The sequence below is a fragment of the Edaphosphingomonas haloaromaticamans genome, from assembly GCF_001853345.1.
In the GTDB taxonomy this organism is placed as follows: domain Bacteria; phylum Pseudomonadota; class Alphaproteobacteria; order Sphingomonadales; family Sphingomonadaceae; genus Sphingomonas_E; species Sphingomonas_E fennica.
This window is the reverse complement of sequence record NZ_MIPT01000001.1, coordinates 2,665,574-2,681,019: the sequence shown is the minus strand read 5'-3', so window position 1 is coordinate 2,681,019 and position 15,446 is coordinate 2,665,574. Positions and strand designations below refer to the sequence as shown.

Genomic DNA, 15,446 nt, shown 5'->3' with positions numbered 1-15,446 from the left:
GAGGATAGGGCATGACCGATTTCACCACCGCGCGGCCTTTCGCGCACGAGGATGTGGCGCACTGGGACATCGAGACCGAGGTCGCGATCGTCGGCTTCGGCGCGAGCGGCGCGAGCGCCGCGATCGAGGCGGCACAGGCCGGCGCGCGGACCACCATCTTCGAGATGGGATCGGGCAGCGGCGGCGCCTCCGCGCTTTCGGGCGGCGAGATCTATGTCGGCGGCGGCACGGACGTGCAGCAGGCGGCCGGGTTCGACGATAGCGTCGAGGCGCTGGAAGCCTATCTGATGATGGCGGGCGGCCCCGATGCCGACGCCGCCAAGGTCACGCTCTATGCGCGGGAAAGCCTGGCGCACTTCCAGTGGCTCAAGGATCAGGGCGTGCCCTATAAGGGCACCTTCGTGCCGGGCAAGATCATCGAGCCCGAGACCGACGATACCCTGATCTGGTCGGGCAGCGAGGAAGCCTGGCCGTTCAGCGAAAAGTCCAGGCCCGCGCCGCGCGGCCATGTGATCCAGCATATGGGCTGGGGCGGCGGGCGCCGGCTGGTCGACGTGCTGGAAGCCAAGGCGCGCGAGCTGGGCGTGGAGGTGCGGTGCGACGCGCGCGTGCTCTCGCTGGTGGCCGATCGCGACGGCGCCGTCACCGGCCTGATCGTGAAGATCGACAACAAGCCACAGTTCGTGCGGGCCAGCCGCGGGGTCGTGCTCTGCACCGGCGGCTTCTGCATGAACCAGGATATGCTGCGTCGCTACGCGCCCGAGGCGCTGCGCCTGTCCGACCCGATCGGCGAGAATGACAATGGTTCCGGCATCCTGATGGGGATGGGCGCGGGCGGCGATGCCATCCACATGGACCAGTTCTTCACCACCTGCCCGTGGATCATGCCGCCGTCGCTGGTCTACGGCATCATCGTCAACGAACGCGGCCAGCGCTTTATCAACGAGGATTGCTATCACGGCCGCGTCAGCCGCACGATGATCGACCAGCCGGGCGGACGCGTGTTCCTGCTGGCGGACAATGCGATCTTCGAGCGTCCGTTCGAGCTTTCGCGGATCGAGATCGCCGCCGTGGGCGAGACCTGGGAAGAGGTGGAGCAGGAACTGGGCATGGCGGAAGGCACGCTGGCCGCCACCGTCCACACCTTCAACCGCTATGCCGCCGAAGGCCACGACCCGGTCTACCGCAAGCATCCGCAATGGCTGAAGGTGCTGAACGAGGGGCCGTTCGTGGCGCTGGAGCTGAACTTCAGCGAGAGCTTCTTCTCCTTCTTCACGCTGGGCGGGCTGAATACCCTGCCGACCGGCGAGGTGCTGGACAGCGCCGGCCGGGCGGTCCGTGGCCTCTACGCTGCCGGCCGCGCGACATCGGGCCTGCCGCGTTGGGGGCATGGCTACAGCTCGGGCATGAGCCTTGCCGATTGCACCTTCTTCGGCCGCCAGGCCGGGAAGCAGGCGGCGACGGCCGGCACCGCGACGCTGGTGGAGGCCGCGGAATGAGCGCATCGCCGCTGTTCCGGCCGTTCGATCACCCCAAGCTGAAGCTGCGCAACCGCATCGTGATGGCGCCAATGACGCGCAAGCGATCGCCGGGCGGCGTGCCCGGCGCGGACGTGGCGGCTTATTACCGGCGGCGCGGCGAAGGCGGGGTCGGGCTGATCCTGTCCGAAGGCGCCGGCATCCGGCGCAACGGATCGCGCTCCGACCCGGCGGTGCCCAACCTGTTCGGCGATGATGCGCTGGCGGGGTGGCAGGCCGTGGTGGATGGGGTGAAGGCCACCGGCGCGAAATTCGCCCCGCAGCTATGGCATGTCGGCGCCCGGCCGGACGAGGCCACCAAGGCCCTGCCCGAAGCGCCGATCGACAGCCCCTCCGGCCTGCCCTGGCCGGGCAAGACGGTGGCCGAGCCGATGAGCGACGAGGCGATCGCCGATACCATCGCGGCTTATGCCGAGGCCGCGGCCAATGCCGCGAAGCTGGGCTGCGACGCGGTGGAGATCCACGGGGCGCACGGTTATCTGATCGACCAGTTCCTCTGGGACGGGACCAACCTGCGCAGCGACGGCTGGAACGGGCCGACGCTGAAGGAACGGGCGCGGTTCGCGGCCGAGGTGGTGCGGGCGATGCGCCAGGCGGCGGGGCCGGATTTCCCGATCCTGATCCGCATATCGCAGGACAAATCGCCTGACGGGTCGGTGCGGCTGGCGAACGATCCGGGCGAGCTGGCGCTGCTGGTGGAGGTGCTGGCCGAGGCCGGCGTCGACATATTCCACTGTTCGGGGGCACGGTTCAGCCGGCGGGAATTTGCCGGGTCCGACCTGAGCTTCGCCGGATGGGTGAAGAAGATCAGCGGCCTGCCGACGATCGCGGTGGGCACGGTCGGGCTGGACGTGCCGCCGGCGACGCCGCTGTTCGCGACGATCGCGCCGGGACCGATTGACGAGGTGGAGAGGCGGCTGGACGCGGGCGAGTTCGATCTCGTCGCCGTGGGCCGCGCGCTGCTGGCCGATCCCGACTGGGCGGAGAAGGTGCGCGCGGGGCGGACCGACGAGCTAATCGGCTTTGAAGCCCGCTATGTCGCGGAGCTCCATTGACAGAAAAATGAATCGCATTCACCTGAAACCCGAAAGGTAGGAGGAATGCGATGCTGAATGTCGGGGGGCGGACGGCCTATACGGCGGACCACGAACAGTTCCGGGAGACGGTGCGCAAGCTCTTCGAGCGCGAGCTGGTCCCGAACCTGGACCGCTGGGAGCATGAGGGGATCGTCGATCGCGACTTCTGGCTGAAGTGCGGCGAGGCGGGGCTGCTCTGCCCGCAGGTTCCCGAGCAATATGGCGGCCTGGGCCTGGATTTCGGCTATGCCGCGATCGTGGACGAGGAGCTGTGGTATTCCGGCTCCACCGCCGGCCTGCCGCTCCATACCGATATCGCCGCCGATTATCTGGTGGACTATGCGTCCGAGGAGCTGAAGCAGGCCTGGCTGCCGAAGATGGTGTCGGGCGAGGCGATCGCGGCCATCGCGATGACCGAGCCGGGCGCCGGATCGGACCTGCAGGGCGTGCGCACCTCCGCCCGGCGCGACGGCAATCATTATGTGATCAACGGCAGCAAGACCTACATCACCAACGGCCAGAACGCCGATATCGTGATCGTCGTGGCCAAGACCGATCCGACGCTGGGCGCCAAGGGGATCAGCCTGATCCTGGTGGAGGCCGACCGCGAAGGCTTCAAGCGCGGGCGCAACCTGGACAAGATCGGCCAGCATTCGGCCGACACGTCGGAGCTGTTCTTCGAGGATGTCCGCGTGCCGATCACCAACTGCATCGGCGCCGAGGGGCAGGGCTTCGCCTATCTGATGAACCAGCTGCCGCAGGAGCGGCTTTCGGTGGCGATCGGCGCGCAGGCGGCGGCGCAGCGCGCCTTCGACGAGGCGGTGAAGTTCGTGAAGGAACGGCAGGCCTTCGGCAAGACCATCTTCGACCAGCAGAACACCAAGTTCGTGCTGGCGGATATCAAGACCAGGCTGCAGGTGGGCTGGGCGCATCTGGATTGGGCGCTGGCCCGCCATATCGCCGGCGAGCTGGACCAGTTCGAGGGCGCGGCCACCAAGCTGTGGCACACCGAGATGCAGTGGGAGGTGGTGGACGCCTGTCTGCAGCTGCATGGCGGCGCCGGCTACATGAACGAATATCCTATCGCCCGGCTGTGGCGCGACGCCCGCGTGCAGCGCATCTACGGCGGGACGAGCGAGATCATGAAGCTGGTGGTATCGAGGTCGATCTGATGGATTTCACGGGCAAGACGGCATTGGTGACGGGCGGTGCCAGCGGGATCGGCCTGGCCTGTCTGGAGCAGTTCGCCGCCGCCGGCGCCAATGTGGTGGTGGCGGATATCTCGGGCGAGGCCGCCGGGCGCGTTGCGGCGCGGCTGGGTGACAAGGGCTTGGCCTTCGGCGGCGACCTGGCCGATCCCGAAACGGTGGCCGAGCTGTTCGACATTGCCGTCGCCCGATTCGGTCGGATCGACTGCGCGGTGAACGCGGCCGGGATCAGCGGCAATTGGGGCGCGTTCGAGGATTTTCCGCTGGACGAATGGCACCGCGTGATCGCGGTGAACCTGACCGCCGTGTTCCTGTGCATGCAGCATGAGGCGCGGGTCATGCTGCGGCAGGGTGGCGGCGCGATCTGCAACATCTCCTCGGGCGCGGGCTTCATCGCGGCGCCGGGCATGCCGCATTATACGGCGGCCAAGCATGGCGTGCTGGGGCTGACCAAGGTGGCGGCCAAGGAATATGCGGCGCGCGGCATCCGGGTGAACGCCGTCTGCCCCGGCACCACCGACACGCCGATGATGGCGAAATCGATCGGTGGCGATTCCGAACGCCAGAAACTGATGGATTCGACCGTGCCGATGGGCCGCATGGGCCGCCCGGAGGAGATCGCCGCGGCGGCCGTGTGGTTATGTTCCGATGCCGCCAGCTTCGTGAGTGGCGAGAGCATGGCCGTGGATGGGGCGTCCGTCTGCCGATAGGCTGAGGGCATCGGTTCTATGCTCGGCTGCTATCGGACTTCGGTTGAACCTCCATGCGGCATGAAAAGCGGGGCGGGCCTTCCAGGCAGCGTCAGCGCGGGCTGCTGGCGATGGTGATAAGTCGTGATTAAGCAACTAAATTAATTCGGATTTATTCGGCGGGGTTGGCGGCTTCCCTTGCTGGGTGGTGTGCATGCGCCAGCCTCGGCCCGATGCCAGCCTGCGCTGGCATGACGTCGTAGAAAGCGGCGTGGTGCGCGCGGGCATGGCGTTGGATGGGGCGGCGCGATGCTGGGCCGGCTGGATGGCCTTAGCGGCAAGGTTGCGGCGGGCCGGCATGAACGGGATACATGAGGCGAAGTGGCCGATCCGATGGGTTCGGATCGGCCGCTCCTCGAAGATCGGGACGTATCGTTCAGGCGGCTGCGTCGAGCGGCTGGCCGGTGCCGATCGCGGTGAGATCGAACGGCGTCGTCTGGTAGATCTGGTTGATCCAGTTGGCGAACAGCAGATGGGCAAGACCGCGCCAGCGGTTTTCCGGCGGGCGGGCGGGATCGCCTTCGGGGAAATAATTGGCCGGCAGCGGCACCGGCGCGCCGCCGGCGGCATCGCGGAAATATTCGTTCGCCAGCGTCTGCGTGTCATATTCCAGATGGTTGAACATATGCAGCATTCGGTGCCGGGGATCGTTCAGCAGGCAGAGGCCGGTCTCATCGCTGTCGAGCAGGATCTCAAGGCCGCTTTCCGCCGGGATGTCATCATGCCGGACTTCCGACCAGCGCGAGACGGGGACGGGAATGTCGTCCGGGAAACCGCGCAGATAGGGCGAACCCGGCGCGCGATTGTCATGCCGGAACACGCCGAACGCCTTGGCGGGAAGATCATGCTTGGGCATGCCATGGAGATGGTGCAGCGCGGCCTGGGCCGCCCAGCAGATGGTGAGGCTGTGGTGGACGTGCGTCTGCGTCCAGTCCAATATGTCGCGCAGTTCATCCCAATAGCTGACCTCGGCGAAGGGCAGATGCTCCACCGGGGCGCCGGTGACGATGAAGCCGTCGAAGCGTTCGGAACGCACATCCTCCCACGCGCGGTAGAAGGTGGCCATGTGATCGGCGGCCGTGTTGCGCGGGGTATGGCCGGTGATGCGCACCAGCGTGAGCTCGACCTGAAGGGGTGTGGCGCCGATCAGCCGGGCGATCTGGGTTTCGGTGCGGATCTTGTCCGGCATCAGGTTGAGCAGCCCGATGCGAAGCGGCCGGATATCCTGCCGCACGGCATCCGCCTCGCGCATCACCACCACGCCTTCGGCCTCGAGCGTGCGGGCGGCGGGGAGCTGATCGGGAATCCTGATGGGCACTCTGACGTCCTTCTTCCTGAAGACGAACGCCCGTGGCTTGATCCGTTTCGTTGCCGGCTCGGCCACATCCTCCCCCGAAGGGGAGTGCCACCTTGCCCGGAACGGCAGGTTGGCGTTGGGCGTCGCCCCAACTCTTGATGTGGCGTCGCTTCTATGCGGATGGAGCGGCGCTGGCAAGGATTTCGACGAAGGCGGCCGCATCGGCGGCGCGGGAGGACCATGACCGATCATCTCCACATCATCACCGGCGGGCCGGGTTCGGGAAAGAGCAGCCTTGTCGCCGCGCTGGCGGCTGAAGGCTTCGCCCACATGCCGGAGGCGGGCAGGGCGATCATCCAAGATCAGCAGGCGATCGGCGGCCATGCCCTGCCATGGGATGACCGCGCCGCCTTTGCCGAATTGATGCTGGGCTGGGAATTGCGATCGCATCGCGAAGCGCGGGCCATGGCCGGGCCGGTGATCTTCGATCGCGGGGTGCCGGATGTGATCGGCTATCTGCGGCTCTGCGATCTGCCGGTGCCGGATCATGTGCGCCGGGCGGGCGAGCTGTTCCGTTACAATCCCACGGTGTTCATCGCGCCTTATTGGGCCGAAATCTTCACCCAGGATGCGGAACGCCGGCAGGAACCGGCCGAGGCGGAGGCGACCTGCCATGCGATGCGGCAAGTCTATGCGGAGCTGGGCTATGATCTGATCGAGCTACCGCGCGGCCCGCTGGCGATGCGGGTGGATTTCGTCCGCCGGCATGTCGGCTGAACGGCCGGGGGCTGCCAATCTCCGCCCGGCAGTCTATCCCCGGTGCGATGATCATGAGGATAAGACGATCCCGGCCGGCCGACGTGGCGCGGCTGCATGCCATCTGGCGCGAGGCGGTGCTCGCGACGCATGATTTCCTGAGCGCGGAGGACTTTGCCGCGATCGACGCGACGGTGCACGATGCCTATCTGCCCCGGGCCGCGCTATGGGTGGCGGTGGACGGGGAGGATCGGCCGGTCGCCTTCATGGGCCTTTCGGAGGCGCATGTGGATTCGCTGTTCGTCGATCCCGCGATGCACGGGCGCGGGATAGGGGCGGCGATGATCGATCATGCCCGGGGCGCGGCAGGCCTTGGCGGGACGGCCCTTTCCGTGGACGTGAACGAGCAGAATGACAAGGCGGTGGGCTTCTACGCGCATTTGGGCTTCCGGGTTGCCGGGCGATCGGAGCGGGACGACGAGGGGCGGCCCTATCCCTTGCTCCATATGACGATGGCCTGAGTGTGGATGTCGTCATTTTGCGGAACGATATGTTTCATGGGCTACGCATAGCGACGATGGATTTGACAAGAAGCGAGCCTTGCCGCATCGCCATGGCAAAATGACTGCGGCCTTTTGAGGGGATATGATGGCGGCTTCGCTGGCGGAATTCCGGGACGAGACGCGGACTTGGCTGGAAGAACGGCTGAACGGGCCGTTCAAGGCATTGCGCGGCCTCAACAACCATGTCGACATGATCGAGGAACGGCGCGCCTGGGAGCAGGAACTGGGCCAGGCGCGGCTTTCCTGCATCGGCTGGCCTTCCGAGCATGGCGGGCGCGACGCCAGCATCGCCGAGCAGGTGGTGTTCGCCGAGGAATATGCCCGCGCCCATGCCCCGTCGCGGATCGGCCATATCGGCATCGAACTCGCCGGGCCGACCATCATCGCCTACGGCACCGAGGAGCAGAAGGCGCGGCACCTGCCGGGGATCGCGCGGGGCGAGGCGATCTGGTGCCAGGGCTATTCGGAGCCGAACGCCGGGTCCGACCTCGCCAATGTCCGCACCCGCGCGCGGCTGGACGGCGACACATGGATCGTCGACGGGCAGAAGATCTGGACCTCGATGGGATCGATCGCCGACTGGATCTTCGTGGTCGCGCGCAGCGAGGAAGGGAGCAAGGGGCCCAAGGGCCTGTCCTTCCTGCTGATGCCGATGGACCAGCCGGGCATCACCGTGCGGCCGATTCGCCAGATGACCGGCGAGAGCGAGTTCGCCGAGGTGTTCTTCGACGGGGCGGTGGCGCAGGCGGCCGATCTCGTCGGCCGGCCGGGTGACGGCTGGGCGGTGGCGATGGGGTTGCTGGGCTTCGAGCGCGGCGTCTCCACACTGGTCCAGCAGATGCATTTCCAGACGGAGATGAACCAGCTTATCGCCGCCGCGAAGGCGAACGGCCGGGCGCGGGACCCGCTGATCCGCCAGCGTATCGCCGATGCCTGGACGGGGCTTTCTATCATGCGCTTCAACGCGCTGCGCATGCTGAACGACGCCGGCAGCCCGGAGCTGGACGAGGCGGCGCTGACCTCCAAGCTATACTGGTCGCGCTGGCACCGCGATCTCGGCGATCTGGCCATGGACGTGCTGGGCGTGGCGGGCGAGATAGGCGGCGGGGATTATCGCTATGACGGGCTGGTCCATGCCCATCTGATGAGCCGTTCGGACACGATCTATGCGGGATCGAGCCAGATCCAGCGCAACATCATCGCCGAACGCGGGCTGGGCCTGCCCAGGGAGCCGCGCGGCGACCTGTGAGGGCGGAGGGGATGATAAAAAGGCGCCATCAATCCCCTTGACCCGGCCGCTGCCGCGCCTAGACTGAATCACGTTCATTTTGTGGCGGAGAGGGCCGGAATGGCGGCGAGACAGTATAAGGCGGGAATGAAGCTGAAAAGCGCGGTCTGCGATACGCAGATCATGGTGCTGCGGGTGCCCGCCGAGCCGCTGGACCTGCGCATCGGCGGCGCGCCGGCGCTGGCGGGCGACGAGGCCGGCGACGGCGCCACGATCGATCCGGCGCTGGCCGGTGGATCGCTGACCGGCAAGCGTTATACCGACGCGGAGGAGTCGATGGAGTTCCTCTGCACCAAGGGCGGCGAGGGCACGATCACCGTGGCCGGCCGGGAAATCGGCATCAAGCAGGCCAAGGCGCTGCCTTCATCCGACTGAGGAGGCGGCGATGAACATCTTCATGCTGCTGGAAATGGCGGCGGACGCCATGCCGGACCGTGTGGCGCTGGTGTGCGACGGCGAGAGCCTGACCTATGGCGAGCTGCTGACGGCGGCGAAGGGTGCTGCCGCGCTGGCGATCGCGCGCGGGGCGGAGCGGCTGGCCTTCCTCGACATCAACGGGCCGGCGGCGCCGGTTGCGCTGTTCGGCGCGGCGCTGGCGGGCATACCCTATGTGCCGATCAACTACCGCCTGACCGAGCCCGAGATCGCGGCCCTGCTGGAACGGGTTTCGCCTGCTTTGCTGGTGAGCGGGCGGAGCGCGGTGCCGGCCGGCATCAGCGCGATCGCCGCTGGCGAGCTCCTGGCGCTGGCGAAGGCGGGCGGCGGCGAGGATCTGGTGGCGCCGGACGAGGAACGCGGCATCGCCGTGGAGCTGTTCACCAGCGGCACGACCGGCGTGCCCAAGGCCGCGATCCTGCGGCACGATAATCTGCTGGCCTATATCCTCGGCACGGTGGAGTTCATGGGCGCGGATGAGGGCGATGCCGCCATCGTGACGGTGCCGCCATACCACATCGCCGGCATTTCGGCGGTGCTGAGCTCGATCTATGCCGGGCGGCGGATGGTGCAGCTTCCTAATTTCGAGGCGGGCGGCTGGCTGGCGCTGGCGCGGGCGCACGGCATTTCTAACGCCTTCCTGGTGCCGACCATGCTGCAACGGATCGTCGAGCATCTCGACGCGACCGGCGCGCAGGCGGACCTGCCGGCGCTCAGGGCGCTGGCCTATGGCGGCGGCAAGATGCCACTGCCGGTGATCGAGCGGGCGATGGCGCTGTTCCCCGGCGTGGACTTCACCAACGCCTATGGCCTGACGGAAACGAGCAGCACCATCTGCCTGCTGGACCCAGAGGCGCACCGCGCGGCCGCGCAGTCCGACGATCCGGTGGTGCGACGCCGGCTGGGATCGGTGGGGCGGCCGCTGCCGACGGTGGAACTGGCCATCCGCGACGAGGACGGGCGGCTGCTCGGCCCCGGCGAGGCGGGGCTGGTGTTCGTGCGCGGCGATCAGGTGGCGGGCGAATATCATGGCCTTGGGCGCCAGACCGACGATGACGGCTGGTTCCCGACCCGAGATCGCGGCTGGGTGGATGAGGAGGGCTTCCTGTTCCTCGACGGGCGCGCGGACGACGTGATCGTGCGCGGCGGTGAGAATATCTCCCCCGGCGAGATCGAGGAGGTGCTCGTCTCGCATCCGGCGGTGGCTGAGTGCGCGGTGGTGGCGATGCCCGACCCGGAATGGGGCGAGGGCGTGGCCGCTGCGATCGTGCTGGCCAGCGGGGCGCAGGCGGCGGAGGAGGAATTGCAGGCGCTGGTGCGGGGCCGGCTGCGTTCCAGCCGCGTGCCGCAGGCGATCCGCTTCGTTGATGAGCTGCCCTATAACGAGACGGGCAAGCTGCTGCGGCGGGTGATCAGGGAGCAGTTCGCTGCCTGATATGGGCTGTCAGGAATGGCGCGTTTCTACCTGATATAAAATGACAATCAGGTTGGCGGCGTGCCATTTGCGGCCAGCACGCTGCCGGCGAGATAGAGCGAGCCCGCGATCAGGACCACGGGCGGGCGGGCGCGATCGGCGTGGCGGGCGATCCAGGCGATGGCGTCGATCGGGTCCGCCGCCGTCATGGCGCCGAGCCCCGTCGAACGGGCGGCGGCCGCCAATGCGGCGGGAAGATGATGGGCGTGGCCGGGGACGGGCACGGTGTGGACCGTGGCGGTGCGCCCGGCAAAGGGCTTGAGAAAGCCGAGCGGGTCCTTGTTCTCGAGTAGCCCGAGGATGATGTGGAAAGGCCGCCCCGCGGGCACCTTGCCGCGGAAGAAATCGGCGATCACGCGCGCGGCCGCGGGATTATGCCCGCCGTCGAGCCAGAGATCGGAACCGGGCGGCAGGCGATCCACGAGCGTGCCGGTGGCCAGATGCTGGAGCCGCGCGGGCCATTCGGCCCATCCCATTGCCGCGCGTAACGCCGATACGGGCACGGGAACGGCCTGCTGGTGGCGGAGCATCGCGATCGCCAGCGCCGCATTCTGCGTCTGATGCTGGCCGGGCAGGCGGGGAAGCGGCAGATCGAGCTTTCCCGCCTCGTCGCGATAATGGATGCGCCCCTGATAGGCGACCGAATCCCATTGCCCGCCCTTGGCGAGCCAGGGCGCGCCGGCCGCGCGGACGACCTCGCCGATCCGGTTGGCGACGGGGGCGGGATAATGCTGCGTCACGATCGGGACGCCCGGCTTGGCTATCCCGGCCTTTTCGGCGGCGATATCCTCGATCCGATCGCCCAGGAATGCCTGATGATCGATGCCGAGCTGGGCAATGCCGCAGATCGCCGGCCGGGCAATGATATTGGTGGCATCCAGCCGGCCGCCGAGGCCCACCTCGATGATGCAGGCATCGGCCGGCGCGCGGGCGAAGGCCAGGAAAGCGGCAGCCGTGGTGACTTCGAAGAAACTGGGCGAAATATCGCCTGCGATATCCAGCACCTCGGCCAGCAAGGCGGCAAGGGTTGCATCGTCAATGAGTTGCCCGGCAATCCTGATACGTTCATTGAAGCGAACGAGGTGCGGACTGGTATAGACATGGACGCTATGGCCGGCCGCTTCCAGTGCGGCGCGCAGATAGGCGCAGGTCGATCCCTTGCCGTTGGTTCCGGCGACGTGGAAGACGGGAGGGAGGCTGCGTTCGGGATTGCCGAGGCGATCGAGCAGCGCGCGGATGCGTTCGAGCCCCAGGATATCGCGGCCGGGAGAGAGTGCTGCCAGCCGATCGAGCTGGGCCTGGACGGCGGGGTCGCTGGAAACGGCGTGATCGGCCATGGACGGTTACTTTCGGTGCGGCGCGCGGACCGAAGCGCCGCGCCCGCCAGTTCCGCCGCCCGGACCTCTCCCGCCGGCCTCCATCGGAAATGGCGGGCCGGCATCGCATCCGCGCGGCGACATTGCCTTCAGGCCGGTTCCGGCACCAGATAATCGACGAGGGTGGCCAGCGTCTCGCGCAGCTTGTGGCGATGCGTGACCATATCGACCATGCCATGTTCCAGCAGATATTCGGCGCGCTGGAAGCCCGGCGGCAGCTTTTCGCGGATCGTCTGTTCGATCACCCGCTGACCGGCGAAGCCGATCAGGGCGCCCGGCTCGGCGATCTGGATGTCGCCCAGCATCGCATAGGATGCGGTGACGCCGCCGGTGGTGGGATCGGTGAGGACGACGATATAGGGCAGGCCGGCCTCGCGCAGCATCTCGATCGCCACGGTCGTCTTGGGCATCTGCATCAGCGAAAGGATGCCTTCCTGCATCCGCGCGCCGCCGGCCGCCGTGAAGATCACATAGGCGCAGCGTTCCGCGATCGCGGCTTCGGCCCCGGCCACGAAGGCGGCGCCCACGCCCATGCCCATCGATCCGCCCATGAAGGCGAAATCCTGCACGCCGACGACGGCCTTCTTGCCTTCGATCAGGCCCTTGGCATTGATCAGCGCATCCTGCTCGCCCGTCGCCGCGCGGGCGGCCTTGATGCGATCGGTATAACGCTTGGAATCGCGGAATTTGAGGGGGTCTTCGCGCACCGCCGGCATCGGCAGCAGCGTATAGACGCCGCCGTCGAAAAGCTGGTTGAAGCGCGCGTCGGGGCCGATGCGACCATGATGATCGCAGCGCGGGCAGACCGACTGGTTTTCCTCATATTCCTTGACGAACACCATCTGCCCGCAGCCGGGGCATTTATGCCAGAGATTGTCCGGCGTCTCCCGCTTGGCGATGAAGGGGATGGATTTGCGGACCCTGTCGATCCAGCTCATGCTGCCTGCTCCTGTCGGGCGGTGCGAACAGCGTCGCTCAACCCTTTGACGATATTGAATACATCCGACGAAGGATCGCGACCTTCGGTGGCTGCGGCGCCGATCGCCTCCACGATCGCGGAGCCGACGACGACGCCGTCGGCGACCCTGGCGATGGCAGCCGCCTGGGCCGGCGTGCGGACGCCGAAGCCAACCGCGACCGGCAGATCGGTGGTCGCCTTCAGCCCCGCCACCGCCGCCTCGATGCTGGCCTGCGCGGCCTGCTGAAGCCCGGTGATGCCGGCGACCGAGACATAGTAAAGAAAACCGGAGGCGCCAGCGAGCACGGCGGGCAGGCGGGCCTTGTCCGTCGTGGGGGTGGCGAGCCGGATGATGTCGATGCCGGCATCCCGGAGCGTCGGCCCCAGCGCGTCATCCTCCTCGACCGGGATATCGACGCAGATCACGCCGTCGACGCCCGCTTCGGCCGCGGCCCCGGCGAACCATTGCGGGCCACGGCGCACCATCGGGTTGGCATAGCCCATCAGCACCAGCGGCACATGCGGGTGGCGTTGCCGGAAATTCCTGGCGATATCCAATATGATGGCGGTGGTTGTTCCAGCGCCCAGCGAACGGAGATTCGCCCGCTGGATGGCAGGGCCATCGGCCATCGGATCGGTGAACGGCATGCCCAGTTCGATCACGTCGGCGCCGCCCGCGACCAGCGCATCGAGGATATCGGCCGTGGCCGCGGGCGTGGGATCGCCGCCGGTGACGAAGGTGACGAGCGCGGCGCGGCCCTCGGCGGCGCAGGCCGCGAAGGTGGCGGCAAGGCGGCTCACAGTTCCACCCCCAGTTCCTTTGCCACGGTGAAGATATCCTTATCCCCCCGGCCGCTGACATTGACGACGAGGATCTCGTCCTTGCCCATGGTGGGCGCGATCCGTTCGGCCACGGCGAGCGCGTGGGCGGATTCGAGCGCGGGGATGATGCCTTCCAGCCGGCACAGCGTCTGGAACGCGGCCAGCGCCTCGGCATCGGTGCAGGGTTCGTAGCGGACCCGGCCGATATCGTGCAGCCAGCTATGTTCCGGCCCGATGCCCGGATAATCGAGTCCGGCGGAAATCGAATGGGCCTCCGCGATCTGACCGTCCTCGTCCTGGAGCAGATAGGTGCGGTTGCCGTGGAGCACGCCGGGCGAGCCGCCGGCGATGCTGGCGGCATGGCGCGGCGTATCGAGCCCGTCGCCCGCCGCCTCCACGCCGATCAGCGCGACATCGGGATCGTCGAGGAAGGGGTGGAAGATGCCGATCGCGTTCGATCCGCCGCCGACGGGGGCGATGATCGTATCGGGAAGGCGGCCCTCCGCCTCCATGATCTGGGCGCGGGTTTCATCCCCGATCACCGACTGGAAATCGCGCACCAGCTCCGGATAGGGGTGCGGGCCGGCGGCGGTGCCGATGATGTAGAAGGTGTCGTGGACGTTGGCGACCCAGTGGCGCAGCGCCTCGTTCATCGCATCCTTCAGCGTCTGCGCGCCGGACTGGACGGCTTCGACCTCGGCGCCGAGCAGCTTCATGCGGAAGACGTTGGGCTGCTGGCGCGCCACGTCCACCGCGCCCATGAAGATGGTGCAGGGGAGGCCGAAGCGCGCGGCGACGGTGGCGGTGGCGACGCCGTGCTGGCCGGCGCCGGTTTCGGCGATGATCCGCGTCTTGCCCATGCGGCGGGCGAGCAGGATCTGGCCGATGCAGTTGTTGATCTTGTGCGCGCCGGTGTGGTTCAGTTCCTCGCGCTTCAGGTAGATCTTCGCGCCGCCCAGATGCTCCGTCAGCCGGGGCGCGAAATAAAGCGGGCTGGGGCGGCCGACATAATGCTTCATCAGATCGTCGAATTCGGCCTTGAAGGCGGGGTCCGCCTTGGCCGCGCGATATTCGCGCTCGAGATCGAGGATCAGCGGCATCAGCGTCTCGGCGACGTAGCGGCCGCCGAACTGGCCGAAATGGCCGCGCGCATCGGGCTGCGTGCGAAGCGAATTGGGTATGGCTGGAGCTGGGGTCATAGCTGTGACGCCGATTGGAGGAAGGCGGCGATCTTGTCCACATCCTTCACGCCGGGGCTGGTTTCCACCCCGGAGGACGTATCCACCAGATCCGCGCCGGTGACGCCGACGGCTTCGGCGAGGTTGCGGGCATCGAGCCCGCCCGAAAGCGCCCAGGGCAGCGGGTGCCGGAAGCCTTCGAGCAGATGCCAGTCGAAGCGCAGGCCCATGCCGCCGGGCAGATCGGCCTCGTCCGGCGTCTTGGCGTCATAAAGGATGTGATCGGCGGCGTCGCGATAGCGGGCGGCGGCGGCGAGATCGGCGCGGGCCTTGACCGGAATGGCCTTCCAGATGCCGATGCCGTGGCGGCGGGCGAGGACGGCGGCGCGCTCGGGCGGTTCGGCGCCGTGAAGTTGCAGGATATCGAGGCCGGCGGCCGCCACCGCCCGATCGACGAAGGCGTCATCGGGGTTCACGAGCACGCCCACCTTGCGGACATGGCCGGGAATGAGGGCCGCGAGCGCGGCGGCGCGATCGAAATCGAGGTTGCGCGGGCTTTTCGCGAAGAAGACGAAGCCGACATAAGCGGCGCCATGGGCGACGGCCGCACCCAGCGTTTCGGGCGTGGAAAGGCCGCAAATCTTGGTCTGAACAGGCAAGCGCTGGTCCTTCTCGGAAGGCCCGGAGCCCTAGTGCATGCGAGGCGCGAAGCCAAGCCGCGAGGGGGA

15 protein-coding genes and 1 riboswitch are annotated in these 15,446 nt (G+C 67.6%); of the genes, 9 read left to right on the top strand and 6 right to left on the bottom strand.

What is annotated here, in order from left to right; genetic code table 11:
* Positions 1-11: 11 nt before the first annotated feature.
* The 4 genes from BHE75_RS12330 to BHE75_RS12315 are packed head-to-tail and all read left to right on the top strand — an operon-like array spanning position 12 to position 4,532.
* Complete coding sequence (locus BHE75_RS12330; RefSeq protein WP_070934041.1) at positions 12-1,499, top strand: FAD-dependent oxidoreductase; 1,488 nt, start codon at positions 12-14, stop codon at positions 1,497-1,499.
* Positions 1,496-2,593: a 12-oxophytodienoate reductase gene (locus BHE75_RS12325; protein WP_070934040.1), complete on the top strand. Its 1,098-nt coding sequence runs from the start codon at positions 1,496-1,498 to the stop codon at positions 2,591-2,593. The genes BHE75_RS12330 and BHE75_RS12325 overlap by 4 nt, the downstream gene beginning before the upstream one ends.
* 50 nt (positions 2,594-2,643) lie before the next feature.
* Positions 2,644-3,786 (top strand): acyl-CoA dehydrogenase family protein, encoded by a 1,143-nt coding sequence (locus tag BHE75_RS12320; protein ID WP_070934039.1) that lies wholly within the window; start codon positions 2,644-2,646, stop codon positions 3,784-3,786.
* The gene (locus BHE75_RS12315) at positions 3,786-4,532 is read left to right on the top strand and encodes an SDR family NAD(P)-dependent oxidoreductase (protein WP_070934038.1); all 747 of its coding nucleotides are present in this window, start codon (positions 3,786-3,788) and stop codon (positions 4,530-4,532) included. The genes BHE75_RS12320 and BHE75_RS12315 overlap by 1 nt, the downstream gene beginning before the upstream one ends.
* 415 nt (positions 4,533-4,947) lie before the next feature.
* On the opposite strand, the gene BHE75_RS12310 is transcribed toward BHE75_RS12315, so the two are convergent.
* A complete protein-coding gene (locus BHE75_RS12310) occupies positions 4,948-5,889 on the bottom strand; it encodes a homoserine O-succinyltransferase (protein ID WP_015457131.1) in 942 nt (313 codons plus the stop codon).
* 36 nt (positions 5,890-5,925) lie between these two features.
* Positions 5,926-6,035: riboswitch (SAM-I-IV-variant riboswitch) on the bottom strand.
* A 73-nt stretch (positions 6,036-6,108) separates the two neighbouring features.
* Between BHE75_RS12310 and BHE75_RS12305 the strand changes: the two genes are divergently transcribed.
* From BHE75_RS12305 to BHE75_RS12285, 5 genes are all read left to right on the top strand, one after another.
* Positions 6,109-6,645, top strand: coding sequence for an AAA family ATPase (locus BHE75_RS12305; protein ID WP_070934037.1), 537 nt, complete (start codon positions 6,109-6,111; stop codon positions 6,643-6,645).
* A gap of 53 nt (positions 6,646-6,698) precedes the next feature.
* Positions 6,699-7,145 carry an acetyltransferase gene (locus BHE75_RS12300; RefSeq protein ID WP_254684438.1) on the top strand — a complete coding sequence of 149 codons (447 nt, stop codon included), beginning with the start codon at positions 6,699-6,701 and terminating at the stop codon, positions 7,143-7,145.
* A gap of 127 nt (positions 7,146-7,272) precedes the next feature.
* A complete protein-coding gene (locus tag BHE75_RS12295) occupies positions 7,273-8,436 on the top strand; it encodes an acyl-CoA dehydrogenase family protein (RefSeq protein WP_070935814.1) in 1,164 nt (387 codons plus the stop codon).
* 126 nt (positions 8,437-8,562) lie between these two features.
* The gene (locus BHE75_RS12290) at positions 8,563-8,850 is read left to right on the top strand and encodes a hypothetical protein (protein WP_254684437.1); all 288 of its coding nucleotides are present in this window, start codon (positions 8,563-8,565) and stop codon (positions 8,848-8,850) included.
* Positions 8,851-8,860: 10 nt separating this feature from the next.
* A complete protein-coding gene (locus tag BHE75_RS12285) occupies positions 8,861-10,345 on the top strand; it encodes a class I adenylate-forming enzyme family protein (RefSeq protein WP_070934035.1) in 1,485 nt (494 codons plus the stop codon).
* Between the two features lie 47 nt (positions 10,346-10,392).
* On the opposite strand, the gene BHE75_RS12280 is transcribed toward BHE75_RS12285, so the two are convergent.
* From BHE75_RS12280 to BHE75_RS12260, 5 genes are all read right to left on the bottom strand, one after another.
* Positions 10,393-11,721, bottom strand: a complete 1,329-nt coding sequence (locus BHE75_RS12280) for a bifunctional folylpolyglutamate synthase/dihydrofolate synthase (protein WP_070934034.1) — start codon at positions 11,719-11,721, stop codon at positions 10,393-10,395.
* A gap of 128 nt (positions 11,722-11,849) precedes the next feature.
* A complete protein-coding gene (accD, locus tag BHE75_RS12275) occupies positions 11,850-12,698 on the bottom strand; it encodes an acetyl-CoA carboxylase, carboxyltransferase subunit beta (RefSeq protein WP_015457124.1) in 849 nt (282 codons plus the stop codon).
* Positions 12,695-13,519, bottom strand: a complete 825-nt coding sequence (gene trpA, locus BHE75_RS12270; RefSeq protein ID WP_070934033.1) for a tryptophan synthase subunit alpha — start codon at positions 13,517-13,519, stop codon at positions 12,695-12,697. The genes accD and trpA overlap by 4 nt, the downstream gene beginning before the upstream one ends.
* The gene (gene trpB, locus BHE75_RS12265; protein WP_070934032.1) at positions 13,516-14,739 is read right to left on the bottom strand and encodes a tryptophan synthase subunit beta; all 1,224 of its coding nucleotides are present in this window, start codon (positions 14,737-14,739) and stop codon (positions 13,516-13,518) included. Before trpB ends, trpA begins: the two co-directional genes overlap by 4 nt.
* Complete coding sequence (locus BHE75_RS12260; RefSeq protein ID WP_070934031.1) at positions 14,736-15,377, bottom strand: phosphoribosylanthranilate isomerase; 642 nt, start codon at positions 15,375-15,377, stop codon at positions 14,736-14,738. The genes trpB and BHE75_RS12260 overlap by 4 nt, the downstream gene beginning before the upstream one ends.
* Positions 15,378-15,446: the final 69 nt, after the last annotated feature.